Origin of the sequence: Pandoraea aquatica, from assembly GCF_902459565.1 — a bacterium.
Taxonomy (GTDB): Bacteria; Pseudomonadota; Gammaproteobacteria; order Burkholderiales; family Burkholderiaceae; genus Pandoraea; species Pandoraea aquatica.
Genome location: NZ_CABPSN010000003.1, coordinates 552,204 through 577,254 on the forward strand (window position 1 = coordinate 552,204; position 25,051 = coordinate 577,254).

A 25,051-nucleotide genomic window follows, 5' to 3' on the forward strand; every position below is an offset into this window, starting at 1 on the left:
TGAAAGTGATGATAGGCATTATGGTCTAGTTTGAAGGTAATTCGAAGCCGATACTGCGTTCACTTCCTAACCCAGTGGAGCAACATCATGGCAACAAACTTTCAAGGCAAAGTGGCATTTGTGACGGGTGGCTCGCGTGGTATCGGCGCGGCCGTGGTGCAGCGACTCGCCGACGACGGCGCTGCGGTCGCCTTTACGTATCACGGCTCGAAGGAGGCTGCCGAAGTGCTGGCCGCCCGTATCCAGGCAGCCGGCGGCCGGGCGATTGCCTTGCAGGCAGACGTCGCTAACCCCGAAGCGCTCACGCGTGCGGTGAACGAGGCGGCGCGACAACTCGGCAAGATCGACATTCTGGTGAATAACGCCGGTGTCTTCTCGACGGGCAACATTGCCGACTTGGCGCTCGACGAGTTCGATCGCATGCTCAACATCAACGTGCGTGCCGTTTTCGTCGCGTCGAAGGCAGCACTCGCGCACATGGGTGACGGCGGCCGCATCATCAACATCGGCTCGTGCAATGCCGAGCGCATTCCGTTCCCTGGTTTCGCCACGTACGCGATGAGCAAGTCGGCACTCGTCGGTCTCGTGAAGGGTATGGCGCGTGACCTCGGTCCGCGTGGGATTACCGTCAACAACGTACAGCCGGGACCGACGAACACTGACATGAACCCGGCCGCTGGCGATCATGCCGGCAGCATGCACGACGTGATGGCGATCAAGCGTCACGCGCACCCGGCGGAAATCGCGGCGATGGTGGCATATGTCGCCAGCGAAGACGCCGGTTTCGTGACGGGCGCGAGCCTGACCATCGATGGCGGCTTTAATGCTTGAAGGTGCTTGAAGGTGCTTGAGTGTGCTTGAGGGTGCCTGAAGATCGGCGCACGTGAGGCACGCCAACTGGGAGACGTCGGATTTTCACGTCTCCCGGTGTGGCTTTGTAAGCGTAAGAAATGCAACGGACTTCGGGGCTTCGGAGGTGGTCGCAGGGGCGTCGGTGAGCTGATGTCCCGAGGGCGAACCGCACCGAACCCCGCGTCACCGCGGGCTTCGGCGAATGTCACTCGGAGGTCGGACATCGTTGGAGTGTCGACCTCGACGTATTACCGCCGTAACGCCGCGTAAGCTGGCGCGCCGTCCCCCGTAAACTCACGCGCAGGACGTCGATCTAGACTGCGCGCATGAAGGTCGTTCACCTCTCCCACACGCCGGTGGCGGGCAGTCCGGGCAATATCGTCGCGGCACTGAACCGTCACACCGACATCGCAGCGCGGCATGTTGTCTACAACGCTGCGGCGTATGCGTCGCGCACGTTCGCGGTCGATCTCGACTGGCAGTGTCAGCGGGAGGAGGCGCTCGATGTCATTGCCGAGGCGGACGTCATTCACATCCATCAGATTTTTCCGATGGATGCGACGTTCGGCCCGGATCTGCTCACGCGTTTCGGCCAGAAGAAACTGATCCGTCAGTTTCACTCCGCGCCCGAACTCTGGTCTCGCGACGACGCCGCGATGCGCGAGCGTATCGTCAACGACCCGCTTCCCCAACTCGTGATCGCACAGGGGCCGGAGCGCTTCTATCCCTTCGCTCGCGTCGTACCCAACATCGTGCCGCTCGACGACGCCCGCTATCTGCCACATCCCGAGTGTGCGGGCGAGACGGGACGTCCGGTGGTTGTGTTCTCGCCAAGCGGACGCTCGTCCGGCTGGCGCAAGCGCTGGGAGACGAAAGGTGCGCCGCAGACGTTGCGTCTGTTGCGAAAGCTCGAACGCCGCGGGTTGTGTGAGGTCCGGCTGATCACCGGCACGCCGCACGACGAGTGTCTGCGGCTCAAGCAGCGTGCCGCGATCGCGCTCGACGAATGCGTGACGGGCAACTATCACCTCTCCGGGCTCGAAGCGCTATCGCAAGGCAAACCCACGCTGGGGCATCTCGATAATCGCGTGCAATCGCAACTGCGGCGTCTCACGGGCGCGTGCGATTTGCCCTGGGTCGACGTGCCGCTCGAAGCGGCCGAAGCCCCGCTGGTGGAGTTGCTGACGAACGCGGCATTGCGCGCGGAGATCGGCGCGGCGTCGCGCAAATGGATGGAAACGTATTATCACGACGCCACCCTGGTCAGGCACTACCGTCAGGCCTATCTAGACCTGTTCGAAGCCCCCGGGCGCTTCGGCGAGCGCCGTATCGACGACGCGGATCAATGGCTCGGCGTCGCATTGCCGAACCTGCGCTGGCGGGCACGTCGAAATGCCAATGCGTTCTGGCGCGGCCTATGGGAGACGTGGCACGGGCGCTGAGCGGCGGCGCTCGACGACTTCGACGCGACGTGGCTTCGCCCTGATGCGCCGTCGCCTTTCCCCTGAATCCCGCCATCACTCCGAGAACAATTCGAACAGCAGCGTGCGCATCCACTGACTCGCCGGCTCGCGGTGATACCGGGCGTGCCAGAACAGATTGATCTGCACGTCGGGAATGTCGAGGGGATGGTCGACGTAACGCAATCCGAAATGCTGGGCGCTGCGTTGTGCGAACTTCTCGGTCACGGTGGCGATGAGATCCGTGGCATGGAGGATGTCGGCCAGTGCGACGAAGTGGGGTACGCGCAACCGTATGTTGCGTTGTACGTGCGCGCGCGCCATGAACTCGTCGACCTGACCGTGGCCGGTGCCTGCTGCTACCACCATCACTTGCTCGGCGCGTTCGAAGTCTTCGCGCGTCATGCGTGCCATCGGCGTCTTCTTCGAACGTGCAGACGTCGTCACGCGATCGAGCGGATGCCCGGGGCGAAACATGCACACGTACTTCTGCCGGAACAGACGCCGCTGAAAGAACTCCGCCGACAGATCCGGCAGATGCCCGACGGCAAGGTCCACCTGACCCGCCGCCATCTCCTCGCGCAGGTTCACCGCTGTATTGCGCACGGTGCTGATCGTAATGCCCGGCGCGCGCTCGCCTAATGCGTGCATCAGCTTCGGCAGGAAATGCACCTCGCCGATATCCGTCATTGCAATCTGAAACGCGCGTTGGCTCGTGGCCGGATCGAACGCCAGTTGTCGGTTGAACACGCCGTGCAGTGCGTCGAGGGCCGCCGCCACGGGTTCGGCCAGCTCGGTGGCCATCGGCGTGGGCAACATGCCGCGCGATGTACGGATGAAAAGCTCGTCGTTGAACAACTTGCGCAGGCGCGCGAGCGAATTGCTGACGGCCGGTTGCGTCACGCCGAGGGCTTCGGCGACGCGAGATACGCGTCGTGCGTTGTAGAGGTGCTGGAAGACGACCAGCAGGTTCAGATCGACGGCATGCAAGTCCATAGCGAATCCATAGCGAGTCCGCAGTCCATCGGCCTCTTCAGGCGCGAGACGCCGACGCAAGCAAAATCACTGAAATTTATAGGGCATATAAACGAGATTCTATTGGTTTATATCGTTCGTTGCGCGATGCTTCTTGCAAACGGCGTTTTAACGCCATCGGCGATGCCCGGAAGGCACCGTCAGAACGGAGACAATCCCCATGCAAGTTCACGTGCAGCCGCTCGGCGAGCGACTCGACGTCGCCCCGGGCGACAACCTTCTCAAAGTCCTGACCGATCGCAACATTCCTGTGTCGTACAGCTGCCTGTCAGGCCGTTGCGGGACATGCCGTTGCCGTGTGGTGTCGGGGGACGTGCGTGAAGCGCAGGGCGTTGAGTATCGTCATCACGACGAAGGGCAACCAGACGAGCGCTACGTACTCGCCTGCCAGTCGACCCTCCACGGCGATTGCGAGATTGAGTTACCGGCGCTGGACGAGGTCGTGGTGCATCCCGCGAAAATCCTTAAGGCGACCGTGCTGGCCATCGAGTCGCTGACTCACGACATCAAGCGGCTGGTGCTCAAGCCATCCAAGCCGCTCAGTTTCTCGCCGGGACAATACGCCACGCTGCAATTCACGCCGGCGCACATCCGTCCGTATTCGATGGCCGGGCTCGACGCAGACGACACGCTCGAATTCCACATCCGCCGTGTGCCCGGCGGCGCTGTCACCGGTTACGTCGACGAGCAACTGAAAGTGGGCGACGCCGTGCGCGTGTCTGGCCCATTGGGCACGTCGTATCTGCGGACGCGCCACGATGGCCCGATGCTCTGTGTCGCGGGTGGCACCGGTCTTGCGCCCGTGCTGTCGATCGTGCGCGGTGCGTTGGCCAGAGGCATGACCAACCCCATCGAGATCTATGTCGGCGCGCGTTCTGCCGAGGACGTTTATGGGCTCGCGTGGTTGCGCGAACTTGCCGCGCATCACGACGGCATCCGCTTGCACGTCGTGACGACGGTGGCCGCCTCGTCTGTGCCTGGCGAGCACGAGAGGGCCGAGCCGCAATACCGCACCGGCCACGTGACCGACGCCCTTGCCGTCGATTTCGCCGCCCCCGAATCCCTTGTCGGCTGGCGCGCCTATCTGTGCGGTGCTCCGCCGATGGTCGACGCCGCGACGCGTCTGCTTCGCCAGCGTGGCATCGACAGCGCACACATCTACGCCGACGCGTTTTACGCGAAGGCCGCGTGATTACCGCTTTCCCCGCATCCCTCAGGAGACGAACGTGACGACAACACCCCAGACCGGATTCGATCCGGCGCCCTGTGCCGATCATGATGCCGCCGGGCACACGTCGGAAATCCCGAATATCTGGCCTGCCGAGGGCTCCAGCCGCATCCCGTTTCGTGTCTACACGGACGAGCAACTGCACCGTCGAGAACTGGAGCAGTGTTTTTACCGCCAGCACTGGAACTACGTCGGACTGGAAGCCGAGGTGCCGAATCCGGGCGACTTCAAGCGCACGGCGATCGGTGAGCGCTCCGTCATCGTGACGCGCGACGCCAGCGGCGAAATCAATGTGGTTGAAAACGTATGTGCGCATCGAGGCATGAAGTTCTGCCGGGAGAAGCGCGGCAACCGCACCGACTTCCACTGCCCGTACCACCAGTGGAACTACGACCTGAAGGGCAACCTGCAAGGTGTGCCGTTCCGGCGTGGCGTGAAGCAGGACGGCAAGGTCAACGGCGGTATGCCGAAGGATTTCCGGCCGGAGGATCACGGACTCACGAAACTGAAGGTCGCCACGCGCGGCGGGGTGATCTTCGCGTCGTTCGATCACGACGTCGAATCGCTCGAGGACTTCCTGGGGCCGGACATCTGCGCGTACTTCGACCGGTTGTTCGACGGACGCAAGCTCAAAATTCTCGGCTACAACAAGCAACGCATCCCGGGTAACTGGAAGCTGATGCAGGAGAACATCAAGGATCCGTATCACCCGGGGTTGCTGCATACGTGGTTCGTCACGTTCGGTCTCTGGCGCGCCGACAACAAGTCGCGGCTGGTGATGGATGCGCATGGACGCCACGCAGCGATGGTTTCCACGCGCGGACAGGGCGGGGGCGGCGAGGTGACGTCGGGGGTGTCGAGCTTCAAGGAATCGATGGCACTCAACGACATGCGCTTTCTCGACATCGTTCAGGAAGACTGGTGGAAGGGGCCGACAGCGGTCCTCATGACGCTGTTTCCCAGCGTCATCCTTCAGCAACAGGTCAATTCGGTATCCACGCGCCATATCCAGCCGCGTGGCCACAACGCGTTCGACTTTGTGTGGACGCACTTCGGGTTTGAAGACGACACCGAGGAAATGACCCAGCGGCGTTTGCGTCAGGCCAATCTGTTCGGCCCGGCGGGCTTCGTGTCCGCCGACGACGGCGAGGCCATCGAGTGCTCGCAGGAGGGGTTCGCACAAAAGCCGTGGCACCGCGTGCTGGCCGAGTTGGGCGGCACGGGCGTGGAAAACACCGAGCACATGGTCACGGAAACGCTGATTCGCGGCATGTACGCCTACTGGCGTCGCGTGATGGGCGTCTGAACGATATCTGGGGAGACGATTCGATGGTGGATTTTGCAACGTTTCAGGCCGTGGTCGAACTCAACGCGGCCTACGCGGCGGCGCTCGATGCACAGCAGTGGGACGCCTGGCCCGAGTTCTTTCTGGACGAATGCGTCTATCGCATTCAGCCGCGCGAGAACTTCGACATGGGCCTGCCGCTCGCCACGCTCTCGTTCGAGAGCAAGGGCATGCTGCGCGACCGCATCTACGGCATTCGCGACACGCTGTTTCACGACCCGTACTACCAGCGTCACGTGATCGGGCTGCCCTCGATTCGTGCGCAGGACGCCAACACGCTGCACGTCGAGGCGAACTATGCCGTGTTTCGCACCAAGCCCGACCAGCTCACGGACATCCTGTCGGTCGGGCGGTATCTGGACATTGTGAAACGCACGGACGACGGCTGGAAGTTCGCGTCGCGGCAATGCATTTTCGACAGCGAGATGATTCCCAACTCGCTCATTTACCCGATCTGACGCGACGGGCAGGACTGGTAGGACTGACAAGACAGACAAGAGGACATCATGAGCGGCAACTGGATTGAGGCGGCGTCGCGCGACGCGATTCCCGAGGACGATGTCGTCGGCGTGGTCGTCGGCGGACGGGACATCGCGCTGTATGGCGTGGACGGCGACGTGTTCGCCACGGACAACGTGTGCACACACGGCAATGCGCGGCTGTGCGACGGTTTCCTCGAAGGGCATGAGATCGAGTGCCCGTTGCATCAGGGAAAATTCGACGTACGTACGGGCGCCGCGATGTGCGCGCCGCTGACCGAAGCGGTCAGAACCTACCCGATCCGCATAGAGGCCGGAAAGGTCTTCGTCGATCTGGGGTGACCTCCCCGATACCCGGTCGCTTCGCGGGACGGGGCGACTTTAGGGGAAAGTGTCCAAACGGGCTGCCTACCGGGCGGCCCGTGGCATTTGCGGGACGCGTACCGCCTTGGTTGGCGGGCGCTGGCGGGCATCTGTCGGCCCCAGACGGAGGCACGAACAAGAGGTGCCAATGAAGCGAACCGGTCGATTCGAAAAACTCAACGATGTGCCCGGCGACCCATCGGATGAACCGCCCTTTAGGCGCAAGCGGGGCTTTGGAATTCGTTAAAAGACTATTTGTTTCCGACGCTTAACGTGCGTCATTTCTGTGCATCGACGGCGCGGGTGACTGCGTAGGATTACTTAGTCAATTCAGGTAATTGCGTAATTGATTTCCGCAACTCGGGATCGGTAAGGAGTATTTTAATAACGGAGTGGAATGTTGCGATGAATATAGTTTTATAAGGGATTAAACGCAGCTTAATACCGTAAAGATTCATCGGTGGAGCGGAAAGTTGCGCGTGATTTGCATGCAAAAACGGATCCAAAATATATGAACGTTTCTCATGCATTGGTGCGGTGCAATAAAAAACCCGGCCGAAGCCGGGTTTCTAATGCTGCGAACTGCCTGGCTCAGTTCGGAGCCGTGATGTTCGAAGCCTGCTTGCCCTTCGGGCCTTGGACGACCTCGAACTGAACCTTCTGACCTTCCTTCAGGGTCTTGAATCCATTCATCTGGATCGCCGAGAAGTGAGCGAACAGATCTTCGCCACCTTCGTCCGGCGTGATGAAACCAAAACCCTTGGCATCGTTAAACCATTTGACCGTACCGGTTGCCATACAAACTTCCCCTAAACAATTACGACTACTACATATCACCGCAACAACGAGCACATCTGAAAAACCCGCCGGCTGGCGGCGGCTTCTTAGGCTCACCCAGGCATCTTTTCTTTTAAACCACTTATAGAGGAAAAGCGCCAGTTCGATTGTTTTCGCTAACTACCAATAGTGTCAAGCCCTTTTTGAACGATAGAAGTTACGTTCGATCAGGTTTTACCCTTATATCTCGGAGGGTATAAGGCGTGCGGAGACACGCCCTTGAAATTTGGGTTAAGCTGACTCATATGGGTGTGGCACCCCCGGTGGTCGGGGCTGCAGCGCCTTGCTGGACAACGCACGCGCTGATCGACGAGTGTTGGCATGCCGGTGGACGACCGGACGGCAGGCGGCATTGGGGCTCCGATGGCTTCCTGCACCCGAGAGTTGTTTAGAATCCACGTATGGCAACCTTACCGACAACGCATGACGACACCGTACAGGAGCGGCAAGAGCAACAGCTCAAGCCGCCGTCCATGTACAAGGTGGTACTGTTGAACGACGATTTCACCCCGATGGAGTTCGTGGTGATGGTCATTCAGGAATATTTTAATAAGGACCGGGAATCTGCCACGCAGATCATGCTCAAGGTTCATCGCGAGGGCAGGGGAGTTTGTGGGGTCTTTACGCGCGACGTCGCGGCGACCAAAGTTGAGCAAGTTGTTAGCCATGCAAGGCAGTCCGGGCACCCGCTGCAGTGCGTGATGGAGGAAGCATGATTGCCCAGGAATTGGAAGTCAGCCTGCACATGGCGTTTATGGAAGCGCGCCAGGCACGACACGAATTCATCACGGTCGAGCACCTGTTGCTCGCCCTGTTGGATAACCCGACTGCAGCCGAAGTGTTGCGCGCCTGCGCGGCCAATCTCGATGATTTGCGACAGAACCTGCGCAACTTCATCGCAGATAACACGCCGACGGTGCCGGGCAGCGACGAGGTCGACACACAGCCCACGCTCGGTTTTCAGCGCGTGATTCAACGCGCCATCATGCACGTTCAGTCCACTTCCAATGGCAAGAAGGAAGTCACGGGCGCGAATGTGCTGGTCGCCATCTTCGGTGAGAAGGACTCCCACGCGGTCTACTACCTGCAACAGCAGGGCGTAACGCGTCTGGACGTCGTCAACTTTATCTCTCACGGCATTACCAAGACCGGCGCGTCCGGCGAGTCGGCCAAGGCCGGCGAAGGGAGTGCCGAAGGGGAAGAAGGCGCCAACGCCAAGGAAAGCCCGCTCGCTCAGTACACCCAGAACCTGAACCAGATGGCGCGCGACGGAAAGATCGATCCGCTCATCGGCCGGGAATCGGAAGTCGAGCGCGTGGTGCAGGTGCTGTGCCGCCGTCGCAAGAACAATCCGCTGCTCGTGGGTGAGGCCGGTGTGGGCAAGACGGCGATTGCCGAAGGCCTCGCCTGGCGCGTCACGCGCGGCGAAGTGCCCGAGATTCTGCAGGACGCCACCGTCTACTCGCTGGACATGGGCGCGCTGCTCGCCGGCACCAAATATCGCGGCGACTTCGAGCAACGTCTGAAGGCGGTGCTCAAGGAACTCAAGGAGCGCAACAACGCGATCCTGTTCATCGACGAAATTCATACGCTGATCGGCGCAGGTGCTGCGTCGGGCGGCACGCTGGACGCTTCGAACCTGCTCAAGCCGGCGCTCTCCTCGGGCCAGCTCAAGTGCATCGGTGCGACGACCTTTACCGAGTATCGCGGCATCTTCGAAAAGGACGCAGCACTGTCGCGTCGCTTCCAGAAGATCGACGTGAACGAGCCGACCGTCGAGCAGACGGTGCAGATTCTGCGCGGCCTGAAGTCGCGTTTCGAAGAGCACCACGGCGTGAAGTATTCGTCGAGCGCACTGTCGGCCGCGGCTGAGTTGTCGGCCAAATTCATTACCGACCGTCACCTGCCGGACAAGGCCATCGACGTGATCGACGAAGCGGGCGCTGCGCAGCGGATCCTGCCGAAGTCGAAGCAGAAGAAGACCATCGGCAAGGGCGAGATCGAGGAAATCGTCTCGAAGATTGCACGGATTCCGGCGCAAAGCGTGTCGGCAGACGACCGTGGCAAGCTTCAGACGCTCGATCGTGATCTGAAGAGCGTGGTGTTCGGGCAAGACCCGGCCATCGATGCGCTGTCGGCAGCGATCAAGATGTCGCGCGCCGGGCTGGGCAAGACGGACAAGCCGATCGGCGCGTTCCTGTTCTCGGGCCCGACCGGTGTCGGCAAGACCGAAGTCGCCAAGCAACTCGCGTTCACGCTGGGCATCGAGTTGATCCGCTTCGATATGTCGGAGTACATGGAGCGCCATGCGGTGAGCCGTCTGATTGGCGCGCCGCCGGGATACGTGGGCTTCGATCAGGGTGGTTTGCTGACGGAAGCCGTCACGAAGAAGCCGCATTGCGTGCTGTTGCTCGACGAAATCGAGAAGGCGCATCCGGACATCTTCAACGTGCTGCTTCAGGTCATGGACCACGGCACGCTGACGGACAACAACGGTCGCAAGGCCGACTTCCGCAACGTCATCATCATCATGACGACGAACGCGGGGGCCGAGACGATCAACCGTGCGAGCATCGGCTTTACGAACGAGCGTCAGGCCGGCGACGAGATGGCCGACATCAAGCGCATGTTCACGCCGGAGTTCCGCAACCGCCTCGACTCGATCATCAGCTTCAAGCCGCTCGACGAGCAGATCATCCTGCGCGTGGTCGACAAGTTCCTCATCCAGCTCGAAGACCAGCTGCATGAGAAGAAGGTCGAGGTTGTCTTTACCGACAAGCTGCGTGCGTATCTGTCGAAGAAGGGCTTCGATCCGCTCATGGGCGCACGGCCGATGCAGCGTCTGATTCAGGACACGATCCGTCGTGCGCTGGCGGACGAACTGCTGTTCGGGCGTCTGACCAGCGGGGGCCGCGTGACCGTCGATCTCGACGAGAACGATCAGGTGCAACTGTCTTTCCCGGAAGACGGCAACACCAAGGCTCAGCCGGAAGCGGCCGAAGTCGAGTAATCGATTCGATACTGTTGCAAAGAAAAAGCGCCGCGAAATGCGGCGCTTTTCTTTTATGCGTCGCCCGTGTGAGGAGCGAGCGAGTTACAGCGTCGTTACTGCTTGCCGGTACTGCCGAAGCCGCCGGCGCCGCGATCGCTTTCCGGGAATTCGTCGACGATGTTGAACTCGGCCTGCACGACCGGCACGATCACCAGTTGTGCCAGACGCTCGAACGGGTTCAGCACGAACGGCTCGTTGCCGCGATTCCACGTCGAGACCATCAACTGGCCCTGATAGTCCGAGTCGATCAGACCGACCAGATTGCCCAGCACGATGCCGTGCTTATGGCCGAGGCCGGAGCGCGGCAGAATCAGGGCGGCGTAGCCCGGATCGGCGAGGTGGACGGCCAGACCCGTCGGCACGAGCACCGTCTGTCCCGGCGCGATGGTCATCGGTGCGTCGAGGCACGCACGCAAATCGAGGCCGGCGCTGCCCGGTGTGGCATAAGCGGGCAACTGCGTGCGCAGGCGTTCGTCGAGGATCTTGACGTCGAGTTTCATGGCGTATGGCGTTGAGTTAAGGCGAGTGAATCAAAAATTTTCAGGATGTGGATGGTGCAGCTCGTCAGGCCACATCAGTCGTCGGCACGCAGCGAAAACGCCTGCGCCAGCAGTTCATGCGAACGCAGACGGGCGCGGTAGCTGCCGGCGACCGTCAGTACGGTGATTTCGTCCGCTTCGAACTGCTCTTGCAATTCCAGCACACGTTCGGTCACGCGCTCCGGGGTGCCGATGATACTACGCGGCTTCTCCCGGGCGATCACGGACAGTTCCCGCTCCCGGTATTGCGGCTTGGCCTGCGCACCCTGATCGAGGCTGGGGATCGGCTCGTTCATGCCGTACGCCATCTGCACCCGACGCAGATCCACGCCCGCTTCGAGCGCCTCGGCTTCTGCATCCGTGTCGGCGCAGATGACGAACAACGCGACTGAGCAGTAGGGTTTGTCGAGTTGCCCCGGTGTAAACCGCTCGCGATAAGCCTGCGTCACACGATGGCCGTAATGCGCATTGATGAAGTGTGCGAAGCAGTAGCGCAGGCCGAGTTGCGCAGCGAGCAGTCCGCCGAATTCGCTGGAGCCTAGCACCCACAACTCAGGGCGTGTTTCCACCGCCGGTTGCAGGAGCACGCCACGGTACGGATGGTCGTCGGCGAGCGTGTCACCGAAGAGTCCCGCCAGTTCGGCGACTTGTTGCGGGAAATGCTCGCCCGCGTCGTACGGCCCCTTGGCGACGGCGCGTGCGGTGCGCATGTCGCCGCCGGGGGCGCGGCCGACGCCCAGGTCGATGCGATTCGGAAACAGCGCTTCGAGCATCAGAAATTGCTCGGCCAGCTTGAACGGGCTGTAGTAGGGCAGCATCACGCCGCCCGAGCCCACGCGCAGACGCTTCGTCACGCTCGCCAGCCGGGCGATCATGACTTCCGGCGCGGGGTTGGCCACACCGCGCAGTCCGTGGTGTTCTGCGCACCAGTAGCGCGTGTAGCCGAGGTCGTCGGCGGCTTGCGCCAGTTCGACGGTCGCGGCGATGGCGTCCACCACGCTATGGCCGTGAATGACCGGTGTCTGATCGAGCACCGAGAGTTTGATACGTGCAGCGGGTTGCGTCATGGGTGGGTCGCTCCGATCAGTGACCGCTGCTGGCGGACGAATCCACCGGGGCGGCCCCGAGGCCTGCATGCGGCAGGCGCGCAATCATCACAATCGCGACGATGCCGCCAACGGCACCGCAAAGGAAGATCGAGGCGTAGCCAAAGAAGTTGGCGACGAGACCGGCCATCGGTCCGATCAGACCGAGCGCGAGATCGAAGAACGCCGAGTACGCGGCCAGTGCCGCGCCCCGGTTCTGCGGCGGCACGGAACGCAATGCCTCCACGCCCAGCGCCGGAAACACCAGCGAGAAACCCATTCCGGTGAGCGCTGCGCCGGCGAGCGCCATATGCGGATTGACTGCGCCCCACAGCAGGAACTGACCGATGGCGCTGAAGACGAGCGAGCACATGGCGACGCGGCGTCCGCCAAAGCGGTCGACTGCATGCGAGAGCAGAATCCGCATCGCGATGAACGTGCCGCTGTAGAGCGTGAGCGCGAACGCCGCACCCGACCAGCCGTGGCTCGCGTAGAACAGGGTGATGAAGGCAGCGATGACGGCGTAGCCGATGCTGCCCAGCGTCATCGCGAGACCCGGACGCCACACCAGCCCGACCACCTTGAAGAACGACAGACGGGTACCACCGACCGGCGCCGCCGCAGGCAGACGCAGCGCGATAGCGAACGCCACGGCCGGCAGGCCGATGTTGACCAGCGAAACGACGGTGAAGCCTGCGGCTTGCAGCAAATACGCACCGAACGGTGCCCCCACGGCGAGCGCGGTGTACATCGACACGCCTTGCCACGAAATCGCCTTGCTCGCGTGCGTCGCGCCGAGCAGGCCGATGCCCCACGACATGCCGCCCGTGAGCAGCAGACTTTCGCCGAAGCCGAGCACGACGCGTCCCGCCAGCAGCACGCCGAGCGCCAGCGACGGGTTCGGCACCATCGAGGCGACGAGGTACAGCACACCGGCCGCCGCGCAGCCGCACAGGCCGGTCAGCACGGCGTTGCGCGGACCGCGCGTGTCGACGGTGCGTCCGGCATAGGAGCGCAGCAGTAGCGTGACGACCGACTGGATACCGATCGTCACCCCGACCACGAACGAGCCGAAGCCCAGCGTTTCGTGGACGTACACCGGCAGCACGGGCAGCGGCATGCCGATGGTCATGAAGCCGAAGAACATGATCGCGGCGAGCATGCTCAATGTCCCGTAGACACTGACGGCTGGCCGCGAGGGCGTAGGAGGTTGCGTCATCTGGTTGATATCTTCTGCGATGGGCCGAAGGCCCGGGTACTGATGGCGGCAGGTCGTGGGGCGTGTGATGCGTTTGCTGGTCGTCGCCGACTGCCACCGCGCCTGCCAGTCTGTCAGCGTCGCCGGACAACGACAATGACAGACGGACTGGCGGTAGGGGTATTGCGGCGAGGGCCGCTGCGGCGACGGGCGTCGGCGCGCGAGCGGATCGCCATGGCCATCAGGCCGTTCAGCCCGTCAGCCGGGCGTGCGCGACGGCAGCCGTGCGGCGATTTCGATGATCAGGCTGCGCGCGAGCGCTTGTTTGTCGGCGCGCGGCAGACGCTTCTGGCCCGCTTCGTCGAACAGAATGACTTCGTTGTCGTCCTGCCCGAACGTGGCCGGGCCGAGATTGCCCACAAGCAGCGGCACCTGTTTGCGCTGACGCTTTTGCGCACCGTGCTTTTCGAGATCGCCGGACTCGGCGGCGAAGCCCACACAAAACGGCGGCTTCGGCAGTTGCGCCACGGCGGCGAGAATGTCCGGGTTCTGGACGAATTCGAGCGTCGGGACGTCGGCGTCGCCTGTCTTCTTGATCTTGTCGTGCGCTACGTCGCGAACGCGCCAGTCGGCCACGGCGGCGACCGCGATGAAGATGTCGTTACGCGAAACGTCGGCCATCACGGCGTCGTACATCTGTTGCGCGGTCTGGACGTTGCTGCGGGTCACGCCGTAGGGCGTCGCGAGCGCGGTCGGCCCGGCCACGAGATGCACGTCGGCACCCGCCTGTGCGGCGGCGCGCGCGAGGGCGAAACCCATCTTGCCGCTGGAGCGGTTCGTGAGTCCGCGCACCGGATCGATCGGCTCGAAGGTCGGACCGGCGGTGATGAGTACGCGACGTCCCGCCAGACGCTTCGGCTGGAAGAAGCCTGCAAGCGCTTCATACAGGTCTTCCGGTTCGAGCATGCGCCCGTCGCCGATTTCGCCGCAGGCCTGATCGCCGCTGCCCGGGCCGAGAATCTCGATGCCGTCGCCGCGTAGCGTCGCCGCGTTGCGTTGCGTGGCCGGATTGGCCCACATCTGACGGTTCATCGCGGGTGCGACCAGCAGCGGGCAATCGCGCGCCACACACAACGTGGAGAGCAGATCGTCGGCCATGCCGTGCGCGAGCTTGGCGAGGAAGTCGGTGGAGGCGGGGGCGATGAGAATGGCGTCGGCCTCACGCGAGAGGTCGATGTGCGCCATGTTGTTGTCGACGCGGTTGTCCCACTGACTGGTGAACACCGGGCGGCCCGAGAGCGCCTGCATCGTGAGCGGGGTGATGAATTGCGTGGCGGCTTCGGTCATCACGACCTGTACCGTGGCACCTGCCTTGATGAGCAGCCGCGTGAGTTCTGCCGACTTGTAGCAGGCGATGCCGCCCGTCAGGCCGAGCACGATGGTCTTGCCAGCCAGTTCACCACGTTTCATAGGAAATGCCTCCTCCAAAGTGCCGCGCGGCGCCTCCAGGGCGCCGCGACGGTGTTTGCTGCTTACCGATTCGTCGCAACGGCTACACGCCGTGGACGCATCGTGCCGCAGATCGCTGCGGCTGCGTTGCGTTATTTGCCGCGCCGCACGCGTCGCAACTCGTCGATCACCAGCAGCACTGCGCCCACGCAAATGGCCGAATCGGCCACGTTGAACGCCGGCCAGTGCCAGCCGCCGACGTGAAAGTCCAGAAAGTCGATCACATGGCCATAGACCACCCGATCGATCACGTTGCCGAGCGCACCGCCGAGAATCAGCGACAGCGACAGGCAGAACATCTTCTGACCGTTATGACGCTTGAGCAACACCACGATCACCGTGGCCGCCACGATGCCGAGCAGCGTGAAGAACCAGCGTTGCCAGCCACCGGCAGCCGCCAGGAAGTTGAACGCTGCGCCCTTGTTGTACACCAGCACGAGATTGAAGAACGAGGTCAGCGGGCGGAATTCGCCGTACTGGAACGTCTTCAGAATCGTGAGCTTGGTGACCTGATCGATCAGGATCGCAATGACCGCGATGCCCAGCCACGGCGCCAGTCCGAGGGACGCGCCGCTACGTGCATTGCTGCTACCGCCACGCTTCGCGCCCGTACGGGCGCCTGCTTTGCTTGCCATTATGCCGCGCTCCGGTGTTCGCCGCTGCCGAAGAGATTCGACACGCAACGTCCGCAAAGGGTCGGGTGAGCCGCATCTGCGCCCACGTCTTCACGATAGTGCCAGCAGCGCTCGCACTTCTGATGCGTCGACGGCGTGACGACCACGCCTTCCTCCGCTTCGGAGGCGACTTGCGAGACCTTCGCGGCCGACGTGATCAGCACGAAACGCAGGTCGTCGCCGAGGCTGGCCAGCACGTCGTACTTGCGGCCCGAGACGCGCACGTCCACTTCGGCTTGCAGCGACGAGCCGATCTGCTCGGCGGCACGGGCTTCTTCGAGTGCCTTGGTGACGTCGCCGCGCACCGTGCGCAGCAGATGCCACTTCTCGAGCAGACGCGTGCCTTCCGCGACTTCCGGATAGGCGTAGTACGTCTCCGTGAAGATCGTGTCGTTGCCCGGCTGGAACACCTGCCACGCTTCTTCCGCCGTGAACGACAGGAACGGGGCCATCAGCTTCAGCAGACCGTGCGTGATGTGATACAGCGCGTTCTGCGCGGCGCGGCGTGCCGGGGCGTCCGGTGCGCTCGTGTACAGACGATCCTTGAGGATGTCGAGGTAGAAGCCGCCGAGGTCTTCGGAACAGAACGTCTGGAGCTTGGACACGACCGGGTGGAACTCGTAACGATCGTAGTGGCCGAGCACTTCGGTTTGCAGCGATTGCGCCAGCGCCACGGCGTAACGGTCGATTTCCAGCCACTGATCCGCCGGCATCGTGTGCTTCGCGTGGTCGTAGTCGGCCAGGTTCGCGAGCAGGAAGCGCAGCGTGTTGCGGATGCGACGATAGCCTTCGGTCACGCGCTTAAGGATCTCGTCGGAGATCGACAGCTCGCCCGAGTAATCGGTCGAGGCCACCCACAGACGGATGATTTCCGCGCCGAGCTTGTCGGCCACTTCCTGCGGCACGATGGTGTTGCCGATCGACTTCGACATCTTGCGGCCCTGACCGTCGACGGTGAAGCCGTGCGTGAGCAGCGCCTTGTAGGGTGGGCGGCCGTCGAGCATCGAGGCGGTCAGCAGCGACGAGTGGAACCAGCCGCGGTGCTGGTCCGAGCCTTCCAGATACAGGTCGGCCGGGAAGCCCAGTTCATGCGCATGCGAGCCGCGCAGCACGTGCCAGTGCGTGGTGCCCGAGTCGAACCACACGTCGAGCGTGTCGCGGTTCTTCACGTAATCGTTGGCCTCGTCGCCGAGCAGTTCGACCGGGTCGAGCGTCTGCCAGGCTTCGATGCCTTCGGTTTCCACACGCTTGGCCACAGCTTCGAGCAGCTCGGGCGTGCGCGGGTGCAGCGCACCGGTTTCCTTGTGGACGAAGAACGCCATCGGCACGCCCCATTGGCGCTGACGCGAGAGCGTCCAGTCCGGGCGGTGCGCGATCATGTTGTGCAGGCGTTGCTTGCCCCACGACGGGAAGAACTCCGTCGCTTCGATCCCGGCGAGCGCGATCTCGCGCAGCGTCCGGCCGTTGCCCGGTGCGCCGTCGACCGGCTTCACGTCCATACCGGCAAACCACTGGTTCGTCGCGCGATAGATGATCGGCGACTTGTGACGCCAGCAGTGCATGTAGCTGTGCGTGTACTTGAACGAGTGGAACAGCGTGCCCGCGTCGCGTAGCGCGTCGACGATCTGCGGGTTGGCGTCCCAGATCGACTGACCGCCGAACAGCGGCAGGCTGTCCTGATAGCGGCCGTCGCCCAGCACCGGCATACGGATTTCCGAGTCCGGCATGTCGTGCGCCTTGCACGACACGAAGTCTTCCACGCCGTAGGCCGGGGCCGAGTGGACGATACCGGTACCGGTGTCGGTCGTCACGTAGTCGCCGAGGTAGATCGGCGAGGTGCGGTCGTAGCCTTCGTCGGCCGTGGAGAGCGGGTGACGGAAGCGGATCAGCGAGAGCGCTTCACCCTTCGTGCGGGCGATGATCTCGCCATGCAGGCCGTACGTCTTCAGGCAGTCTTCCACGCGATCGGTCGCGAGGATCAGCAGGCCGCGTTCGGTCGAGACGAGCGCGTACTCGACTTCCGGATGAACGTTGAGCGCCTGGTTCGACGGGATGGTCCACGGGGTCGTCGTCCAGATGACGATGAACCCGTCTTCGCGCGGCAGCTTCGGCAGACCGAAGGCCTTGGCGACCTTTTCCGGTTCGGCGAAGGCGAAGCCGACGTCGATGGCCAGATCGGTCTTGTCCTTGTACTCGACTTCCGCTTCGGCCAGCGCCGAGCCGCAATCGAAGCACCAGTTCACCGGCTTCAGGCCGCGATACACATAGCCGTTCTCCAGGATCTTCGCGAGCGCACGAAGCTCACCGGCTTCGTTCGAGAAGTTCATGGTCTTGTACGGATTGTCCCAGTCGCCCAGCACACCCAGACGCTCGAAGTCGGCCTTCTGGCGCTCAATCTGCACCGCAGCGTAGGCGCGCGCCTTTTCCTGCACTTCGCGCACCGGCAGATGCTTGCCGAACTGCTTTTCGATCTGGATTTCGATGGGCATGCCGTGGCAGTCCCAGCCCGGCACGTAGGCGGCGTCGAAGCCTGCGAGGCTGCGCGCCTTGACGATCATGTCCTTGAGGATCTTGTTGACCGCGTGACCGATGTGGATGTCGCCGTTCGCATACGGCGGGCCGTCGTGCAGGATGAACTTCGGGCGGCCTTTGCTGGCTTTGCGGATCTTGTCGTAGATCTTCTTTTCCTGCCATTGCTTGACCCACAGCGGCTCGCGCTTGGGCAGGTCGCCACGCATCGGGAACGGCGTGTCCAGCAGGTTGACGGGGTATTTGCTCGGGGCTTTCTTTTCGCTCATGGATGCAACGCTATCGAATTTTGGAATCGGTGTGGGGCGCTCGCGCCGGTGGCGTTGCGGAGGCCTTGTGGGCCAGAAGGGCAACGCCCGGGCAAATGCCAGAGGCGGCAGCGGGCCGCGCGCGAGACGCTGAGCGCCGGCGCACGCGGGCGAAGATCAACTAATTCGGTCGGTCGCCGTGGTGGCGAAGTCGCGTCGTGCGCTCGGGCCATTGGCGTCGAGTGCATGGGCGAAATAGGCACGGGCCTCGCGCGTGTCCTGCGCGATGGCGGCTTCGAGTTCGGCCAGTCCGTCGAATTTCGCTTCGTCACGCAGTTTCTGCAAAAATTCCACGCGCACCAGCTTGCCGTAGCAATCGCCCACGAAGTCGAGCAGATGCACTTCGAGCAGCACGCGACCGGAATCGTCCACGGTCGGGCGCAGGCCCAGGCTTGCCACGGCGGGCAGCGGTTTGTCCGCCAGACCGTGCACCTGAACGACGAAGATGCCCGAGAGGGCCGGGTGCTTGTGCGCGATGCGCAGATTGAGCGTCGGGAAGCCGAGTTTGCGGCCGAGCTTCATGCCGTGCACGACGTGACCGGTGATCGCATACGGACGGCCTAGCAGCGCGTGCGCGCGCTCGAAGTTGCCGTCGGCGAGCGCCGCACGCACTTCCGAGCTGGAAATGCGCACGCCGTCGTGTGCGATGGTCGGCATTTGCTGGACGACGAAGTCGAAGCGGCGGCCGGCGTCACGCAGATATTCGATGTCGCCCGCGCGCTTCGCGCCGAAGCGGAAATCGTCGCCCACCAGCAGCCAGCGCGTGTGCAGGCCGTCGACGATGATGTTGCGCACGAAGTCTTCGGGCGACTGTCCGGCGAAATGCGCGTTGAAGTGTTCCACCACGAGACGGTCGACGCCGTGCGAGCGCAGCGCTTCGAACTTGTCGCGCAGATTGGAGATGCGGGCCGGTGCCCGGTCGGGCATGAAGTATTCGCGAGGATGCGGCTCGAACGTCATCACGCACACCGGCAAGCCGCGCGCAGCCGCCGCCGCGCGCACGCGCGCGAGCAGTGCCTGGTGGCCCAGATGCACGCCGTCGAAATTGCCGATCGTCAGCACGCAGGGCGCTTTGCTTTGCGCGTTGGGTAGACCCCGGAAGACTCGCACGATAAAGAAGCGTCTACAGGACGTTGAGTGATGAAATAGCCGCGCGGCGTGGCTGGGAAGGTCTGGCGGCCTGTCGCGCCCGGGGACAACCGGTCGACACAGGGCGCTCGAACCGACATTGCGGCGCCGCAGAACGTTGAATTATAAACGCTTCGGGGCCATCGCGGCGCGGATCGCGCTGTCTGGTGCGCCGCGCCAATGATAAAATCCGGCGATGAAGAACATTGTCATCCTGATTTCCGGACGAGGCAGCAACATGCAGGCCATCGTCCGGGCCTGTACCGCAGAAGGCTGGCCGGCCCGCGTGGCCGCCATCATCGCCAATCGTCCCGACGCCGAAGGCCTGGCATTTGCCCAGGAAAACGGCATTCCCACGGCCGTGGTCCCGAGTCTCGGCAAGACCCGTGAAGATTTCGACGCCGAGCTGGCCGCCGAGATCGACCGTCACCAGCCCGATCTGGTCGTGCTCGCCGGGTTCATGCGCATTCTCACGCCGGCATTCACCGGCCACTACGCCGGGCGCCTCCTCAACATCCATCCGTCGCTGCTGCCGGCGTTCCCGGGGCTGCAAACGCACGCCCGTGCACTGGAAGCCGGTTGCAAGATCGTCGGCGCAACGGTGCATTTCGTGACGGCCGAGCTGGATCACGGCCCGTACGTGCTGCAAACCGCCTTGCCTGTGCGCGACGGCGACACGCCCGAGACACTGGCAGAGCGCATTCTGCCCCTAGAGCACATCATTTACCCGCGCGCCGTGCGCTGGTTCGTGGAGGACCGTCTGGTCATCGCGGATGGCCGCGTGACGCTGACTCCACGTGCCGACGGCACCCCCGATTCGCAAGATTCGCAATGGCTTTTTGGTGAGGACGCATGAGCACCCGCCCGACCCAGCGCCGCGATGGCGCCAATTCATCCGGTCACCGCTCTGGCGGCCGTTCCTCCGATAACCGTCAGTCGTCCAAGGGCGGCAGTGGTGGCCATGGCGAGCGCCAGGAGCGCTACGTCCGTCCCGACAAGTACGACCGCACGCGCTACGAGCGCCGTCCGGACGCCCCGGTCGGTGGCACCGGCATGCGCGGCGAGCGTCTGCCCCCGGCACTGTTCGAACACACGCAGCGCCTGCTTGGCAGCGTGCTGACGTTCACCGGCCCGGCCGACACGTTGGTCAGCACCTACTTCCGTGCCAACGACAAGCTGGGCCACCGCGAGCGCGGTGTGCTGGCGGAGACGGTCTTCGCCATCCTGCGCCGCAAGCTCGAATTCGGTCAGCACGCCGTGAGCGGCACGGGCTCGCAGGAGCGCCGTCTGGCGCTGCTCGGTCTGGCCTTCACGCGCGGCATTGCGTCGGTCGAACTGGTCGCGACGCCCGAAGAAGCGACGTGGCTCGAACACGTCGGTCAGATCGATCCGGCAAGCCTGGCACCGAGAGTGCGTACTAACTTGCCGGCGTGGCTGTACGACCGTCTGGCCGCGCGTTTCGACGCCACCGAACTGGAAGCCCTTGCCGCCGCGCTGAACCAGCCGGCCCCGCTCGACTGCCGCGTGAACGTGATCAAGGCGACCCGCGACGACGTGCTGGCCGGGCTGCGTGAGAGCGGCTTCTCGGCCGAGCCGACGCCGATGGCACCCAACGGCATTCGTCTGGCGGGTAAGCCGGCGTTGCAGAAACACCCGTTGTTCATGTCCGGTGCCATCGAAGTGCAGGACGAAGGCAGCCAGCTGTTGTGCCAACTTGTGGCACCGCGCCGTGGCGAGATGATCGTCGACTTCTGCGCAGGGGCGGGCGGCAAGACGCTTGCCATCGGTGCGGCCATGCGCTCGACCGGGCGTCTGTATGCGTTCGACGTGTCGGAGAAGCGTCTGGCCAAGCTCAAGCCGCGTCTGGCGCGCAGCGGCTTGTCGAACGTCTATCCGGTGATGATCGACAGCGAGAACGACAGCAAGATCAAGCGTCTGGCCGGCAAGATCGACCGCGTGCTGGTCGACGCGCCGTGCAGCGGGCTCGGCACGCTGCGTCGCAATCCGGACCTGAAGTGGCGTCAGTCGCCGCAGTCGGTCGAAGAACTCACGCAGAAGCAGACGTCGATCCTCGCGAGCGCCGCGCGTCTTGTGAAGCCGGGCGGCCGTCTCGTGTACGCGACGTGCAGTGTGCTGACTGAGGAGAACAGCGCGATTGCCGAGGCGTTCCTCACCGCGCATCCGGACTTCGTGCTGCTGCCTGCGAACGAATTGCTGGCGGCGCAGAAAATCGGACTCGACACGGGCAAGTACCTCGAACTGTTGCCGCATCGCAACGCGACCGACGGCTTTTTCGCCGCCGTGTTCGAGCGTCGTCCGGCCGCCAAGGCGGCAGTTGTGCCGTCAGCTAATATCGACGAATAACTAGAAGAGATAGAAGGAAATGGCGATGCAGGAAAGTCCGGCTTTCGCGAGGTTGGTGCGGGACGTCGTTCGCGACTTCGGCGATCCGCAGATCATCTGGCAGATCGTCGCGCTCGTGGGCGCGCTTGCCGTCGCCCTCGTGCTGCGTCGCTGGATGATCGGACGCCTCGATCGCCATTTCGAGCGCGTGGCTCCTGCACGCCGCGCGGGTTCGTCGAGCCTGCGTCGCTCGTTCTTCCCGATGTTCGGCTGGATGTGCGTGGCGCTCACGCGCGTGGTGCTTCAGGAATACACGCACGTCTCGTTGCTGATGCTCGCGGAAGTCCCGCTGTTCGGCACTGCGCTCATCTATCTCGCGTTCTACTTCGCCCGCCGGTTGTTTGCTTCGTCGCCCCATGCTTCGGGGTTGCTCAAGGTGTTCGAGCGGGTGTTCACGACGCTCGCCTGGTTCTCGATGCTCGCCTATGTCCTGGGCGTGCACGACGACATCCTCAAGTGGCTCGCCAGCGTCAAGTTCGCTGTCGGCTCAAGCCATCTGACGCTGCTCTCGATGCTGTCGGGCCTGCTCTGGATCGGCGTGACGCTGGTGCTGGCGATGTGGGTCGGCTCGCTGATCGAAGACCGGATCATGCGCACGACCACGCTCGACGGCAACCTGAAGGTGGTGCTCTCGCGTGTGGTCAAGGGCTTGCTGACGCTGATCGCCGTGCTCGCGACGCTGTCGTTCGTCGGCATCGACATCACTGTGCTGGGCGTGTTCGGTGGTGCGCTTGGCGTGGGGTTGGGTTTCGGCTTGCAGAAGATCGCGTCGAACCTGGTGTCGGGCTTCATCATCCTGCTGGACCGCTCCGTGCGCATCGGCGACCTGATTACGGTGTCGACGTATCACGGCACCGTCTCGCAAATCAACACGCGGTACTCGGTCGTGCGCGGGCTGGACGGCGTCGAAGCGCTGGTGCCGAACGAGCAACTGGTGACGAACGTCGTGCAGAACCATTCGTTCACCGAGACCCGCGGACGGGCCAAAGTGACGGTGCAGGTCGCGTATAGCGCGGACGTCGAGCTGGCGATGTCGCTCATGCTCAAGGCGGCCGAAGACATCCCCCGCGTGCTGACGGATCCGCCGCCCTCGGCGCTGTTGCTGAACTTCGGTGCCGATGGGATGGATCTGGAAATGGGTTTCTGGGTGCAAGATCCGGCGCAAGGCAGCGGCGGCATCCGTTCCACCATCAATTTGCGGATTTGGCGCACATTTCGTGAGCATGGTATTGAAATTCCGTATGCCCAGCGCGAAATACGTATCCTGAACGACTGGGCGGACGGGATTCCTGCGCAAGCCCCCCATCTGCCGGTCGATGGCCCCGTTTCGCCAGAGGGGGCGCACGAACAGCCGAATTCGGCCAATTCGACGCCCCAAACGCCCTTGCCACAGGCGGATGACGCAGGAAAGACGGCCTGATAGACCTTTTTCCCTAAGCCGACGGGTTGACCTGCGACAAATTGCGTGGCTGCGAGGCGACACACGGGCAACGGTCCGTCGGGTAAAATGCGTCCCAAACCATAAAGCCAGATGTTCACTGGCACGTTTTCCGCACCGTTTTCCGCCTATATCGCACCGGCACCGCAACTTGCCGTCCTCCAGCGAATCGAAGCGTCAAGCGAGCGCAAGAACGAGACCTGACGCGACGGCCTATGTCCACATCGGCCTTCGACCCGACAAGACAAGACACGGCACATTTCGATGCTTTGCCGTGATGGCTACCGTATTGATTAGTTTGGAGTGATATTTTGCTGGACAGTCTCCTTGGATTTCTCTCGACCGGCCTGCTCGACTGGAGCGGCTGGAAGATCTTCTTCTACACGTTGGCCGTCACCCATGTGACGATCGCCGGTGTGACCATCTATCTGCATCGTTGCCAGGCGCACCGCGCGCTCGACGTGCATCCGATCGTCGCCCATTTCTTCCGTTTCTGGCTGTGGATGACCACGGGCATGATCACGAGCGAGTGGGCCGCGATTCACCGCAAGCACCACGCCAAGTGCGAAACGCCGGAAGACCCGCACAGCCCGCAAACGCGTGGCCTGTGGAAGGTGCTGGCCGAAGGTGCCGAACTCTATCGCGCTGAAGCGAAGAACGAAGAAACGCTGCGCAAGTTCAGCCACGGTACGCCGAACGACTGGATCGAGAACAACATCTACAAGCGTTACCCGATTCTGGGCATCAGCATGATGATGATCATCAACATCGCGCTGTTCGGTGCCCTCGGTCTGACCGTGTGGGCCGTGCAGATGGTGTGGATCCCGTTCTGGGCTGCTGGCGTGATCAACGGTCTGGGCCACTACTGGGGCTACCGCAATTTCAATTGCGCCGACGCGTCGACGAACCTGCTGCCGTGGGGCATCATCATCGGCGGCGAAGAGCTGCACAACAACCACCACACGTACGCCACGTCGGCCAAGCTGTCGAACAAGTGGTACGAATTCGACATCGGCTGGCTGTACATCCGTACGCTGTCGTTCGTGGGCCTGGCCAAGGTGAAGAAGGTTGCGCCGACGCCGAAGCTCGCGAAGATCAAGACCGCATGCGACGACGATACGTTGCAGGCCGTGCTCTCGAACCGCTATGAAGTGATGGCGCGTTACGCGAAGACCTTCCAGCGTGCCTACGGTGAAGAACTGGCGCGCTTCAAGGACAAGCGTCAGCATGGCGAATATCAGTTGTTCCGCGGCGCGCGCAAGTGGCTGCATCACGACGAAGCATCGCTGCAAGAGCCGCAGAAGCAGCAACTGGGCGAGATCTTCGCGCACAGCAACGCCGTGAAGACGTACTACGAACTGCGTCGCGAACTGGCCGGTATCTGGGACCGTTCGAACGCATCGCGCGAGCAGTTGCTGGGTCAGTTGCAGAACTGGTGCCATCGCGCCGAGCAGAGTGGCATTCACGCATTGCAGGAATTCGCGACGCGTCTGCGCCGCTACGCGTGAACGGGTTCAGCCAGAAATCTGTTTTTGACGCATAATCGAAACCCCGCCACGGCGGGGTTTTGTCATTCCAGGTCCACCCCT

Annotated in this window: 21 protein-coding genes; 12 read left to right on the top strand and 9 right to left on the bottom strand. The window is 63.0% G+C overall.

Going from position 1 to position 25,051, the window contains the following annotated elements; translation table 11 throughout:
• The first annotated feature begins 87 nt into the window (after window positions 1-87).
• Both PAQ31011_RS13320 and PAQ31011_RS13325 read left to right on the top strand, forming a co-directional pair.
• Window positions 88-831 (top strand): SDR family oxidoreductase, encoded by a 744-nt coding sequence (locus tag PAQ31011_RS13320; protein WP_150576249.1) that lies wholly within the window; start codon window positions 88-90, stop codon window positions 829-831.
• Window positions 832-1,178: 347 nt separating this feature from the next.
• Window positions 1,179-2,294, top strand: coding sequence for a glycosyltransferase family protein (locus PAQ31011_RS13325; RefSeq protein ID WP_150576250.1), 1,116 nt, complete (start codon window positions 1,179-1,181; stop codon window positions 2,292-2,294).
• Window positions 2,295-2,369: 75 nt separating this feature from the next.
• Here PAQ31011_RS13325 and PAQ31011_RS13330 read toward each other — a convergent pair whose 3' ends face one another.
• The gene (locus PAQ31011_RS13330) at window positions 2,370-3,308 is read right to left on the bottom strand and encodes a LysR family transcriptional regulator (RefSeq protein WP_150576251.1); all 939 of its coding nucleotides are present in this window, start codon (window positions 3,306-3,308) and stop codon (window positions 2,370-2,372) included.
• Between the two features lie 199 nt (window positions 3,309-3,507).
• Between PAQ31011_RS13330 and PAQ31011_RS13335 the strand changes: the two genes are divergently transcribed.
• From PAQ31011_RS13335 to PAQ31011_RS13350, 4 genes are all read left to right on the top strand, one after another.
• Window positions 3,508-4,539, top strand: coding sequence for a 2Fe-2S iron-sulfur cluster-binding protein (locus PAQ31011_RS13335; RefSeq protein ID WP_150576252.1), 1,032 nt, complete (start codon window positions 3,508-3,510; stop codon window positions 4,537-4,539).
• 109 nt (window positions 4,540-4,648) lie between these two features.
• The gene (locus PAQ31011_RS13340; protein WP_150576469.1) at window positions 4,649-5,881 is read left to right on the top strand and encodes an aromatic ring-hydroxylating dioxygenase subunit alpha; all 1,233 of its coding nucleotides are present in this window, start codon (window positions 4,649-4,651) and stop codon (window positions 5,879-5,881) included.
• 23 nt (window positions 5,882-5,904) lie between these two features.
• Window positions 5,905-6,378 (top strand): aromatic-ring-hydroxylating dioxygenase subunit beta, encoded by a 474-nt coding sequence (locus PAQ31011_RS13345; protein WP_150576253.1) that lies wholly within the window; start codon window positions 5,905-5,907, stop codon window positions 6,376-6,378.
• Between the two features lie 48 nt (window positions 6,379-6,426).
• Window positions 6,427-6,741, top strand: coding sequence for a non-heme iron oxygenase ferredoxin subunit (locus PAQ31011_RS13350; protein WP_150576254.1), 315 nt, complete (start codon window positions 6,427-6,429; stop codon window positions 6,739-6,741).
• 612 nt (window positions 6,742-7,353) lie between these two features.
• Here the strand turns inward: PAQ31011_RS13350 and cspD are convergent.
• The gene (gene cspD / locus PAQ31011_RS13355; RefSeq protein WP_039400870.1) at window positions 7,354-7,560 is read right to left on the bottom strand and encodes a cold shock domain-containing protein CspD; all 207 of its coding nucleotides are present in this window, start codon (window positions 7,558-7,560) and stop codon (window positions 7,354-7,356) included.
• Between the two features lie 440 nt (window positions 7,561-8,000).
• Here cspD and clpS point away from each other — a divergent pair, with 440 nt between their 5' ends.
• On the top strand, window positions 8,001-8,315 hold the full coding sequence (gene clpS / locus PAQ31011_RS13360; RefSeq protein ID WP_010807118.1) for an ATP-dependent Clp protease adapter ClpS: 315 nt from the start codon (window positions 8,001-8,003) through the stop codon (window positions 8,313-8,315).
• Window positions 8,312-10,609, top strand: coding sequence for an ATP-dependent Clp protease ATP-binding subunit ClpA (gene clpA, locus PAQ31011_RS13365; protein ID WP_039400867.1), 2,298 nt, complete (start codon window positions 8,312-8,314; stop codon window positions 10,607-10,609). Before clpS ends, clpA begins: the two co-directional genes overlap by 4 nt.
• A 95-nt stretch (window positions 10,610-10,704) precedes the next feature.
• Here the strand turns inward: clpA and dut are convergent, their stop codons facing one another.
• The 7 genes from dut to PAQ31011_RS13400 form a co-directional block, all read right to left on the bottom strand.
• Window positions 10,705-11,151, bottom strand: a complete 447-nt coding sequence (gene dut, locus PAQ31011_RS13370; RefSeq protein WP_150576255.1) for a dUTP diphosphatase — start codon at window positions 11,149-11,151, stop codon at window positions 10,705-10,707.
• Window positions 11,152-11,225: 74 nt separating this feature from the next.
• The gene (locus PAQ31011_RS13375; RefSeq protein ID WP_150576256.1) at window positions 11,226-12,257 is read right to left on the bottom strand and encodes an LLM class flavin-dependent oxidoreductase; all 1,032 of its coding nucleotides are present in this window, start codon (window positions 12,255-12,257) and stop codon (window positions 11,226-11,228) included.
• A gap of 16 nt (window positions 12,258-12,273) precedes the next feature.
• Window positions 12,274-13,494 (bottom strand): MFS transporter, encoded by a 1,221-nt coding sequence (locus PAQ31011_RS13380; protein ID WP_150576257.1) that lies wholly within the window; start codon window positions 13,492-13,494, stop codon window positions 12,274-12,276.
• A 237-nt stretch (window positions 13,495-13,731) separates the two neighbouring features.
• Window positions 13,732-14,943: a bifunctional phosphopantothenoylcysteine decarboxylase/phosphopantothenate--cysteine ligase CoaBC gene (gene coaBC, locus PAQ31011_RS13385; RefSeq protein ID WP_150576258.1), complete on the bottom strand. Its 1,212-nt coding sequence runs from the start codon at window positions 14,941-14,943 to the stop codon at window positions 13,732-13,734.
• 131 nt (window positions 14,944-15,074) lie between these two features.
• Window positions 15,075-15,617: a signal peptidase II gene (gene lspA / locus PAQ31011_RS13390; RefSeq protein ID WP_150576259.1), complete on the bottom strand. Its 543-nt coding sequence runs from the start codon at window positions 15,615-15,617 to the stop codon at window positions 15,075-15,077.
• On the bottom strand, window positions 15,617-18,454 hold the full coding sequence (ileS, locus tag PAQ31011_RS13395) for an isoleucine--tRNA ligase (protein ID WP_150576260.1): 2,838 nt from the start codon (window positions 18,452-18,454) through the stop codon (window positions 15,617-15,619). Before ileS ends, lspA begins: the two co-directional genes overlap by 1 nt.
• 156 nt (window positions 18,455-18,610) lie before the next feature.
• Window positions 18,611-19,603: a bifunctional riboflavin kinase/FAD synthetase gene (locus tag PAQ31011_RS13400; RefSeq protein ID WP_150576261.1), complete on the bottom strand. Its 993-nt coding sequence runs from the start codon at window positions 19,601-19,603 to the stop codon at window positions 18,611-18,613.
• 214 nt (window positions 19,604-19,817) lie between these two features.
• Here PAQ31011_RS13400 and purN point away from each other — a divergent pair, with 214 nt between their 5' ends.
• The 4 genes from purN to PAQ31011_RS13420 all read left to right on the top strand — a co-directional run bounded on the left by purN (window position 19,818) and on the right by PAQ31011_RS13420 (window position 24,970).
• Complete coding sequence (gene purN / locus PAQ31011_RS13405) at window positions 19,818-20,477, top strand: phosphoribosylglycinamide formyltransferase (RefSeq protein ID WP_150576262.1); 660 nt, start codon at window positions 19,818-19,820, stop codon at window positions 20,475-20,477.
• Between the two features lie 197 nt (window positions 20,478-20,674).
• Window positions 20,675-21,985 (top strand): RsmB/NOP family class I SAM-dependent RNA methyltransferase, encoded by a 1,311-nt coding sequence (locus PAQ31011_RS13410; protein ID WP_150576470.1) that lies wholly within the window; start codon window positions 20,675-20,677, stop codon window positions 21,983-21,985.
• A 19-nt stretch (window positions 21,986-22,004) separates the two neighbouring features.
• On the top strand, window positions 22,005-23,444 hold the full coding sequence (locus PAQ31011_RS13415) for a mechanosensitive ion channel family protein (protein WP_425495104.1): 1,440 nt from the start codon (window positions 22,005-22,007) through the stop codon (window positions 23,442-23,444).
• A gap of 329 nt (window positions 23,445-23,773) precedes the next feature.
• Entirely contained in the window at window positions 23,774-24,970 is a 1,197-nt protein-coding gene (locus PAQ31011_RS13420) for a DesA family fatty acid desaturase (RefSeq protein WP_150576264.1), read from the top strand.
• Window positions 24,971-25,051: the final 81 nt, after the last annotated feature.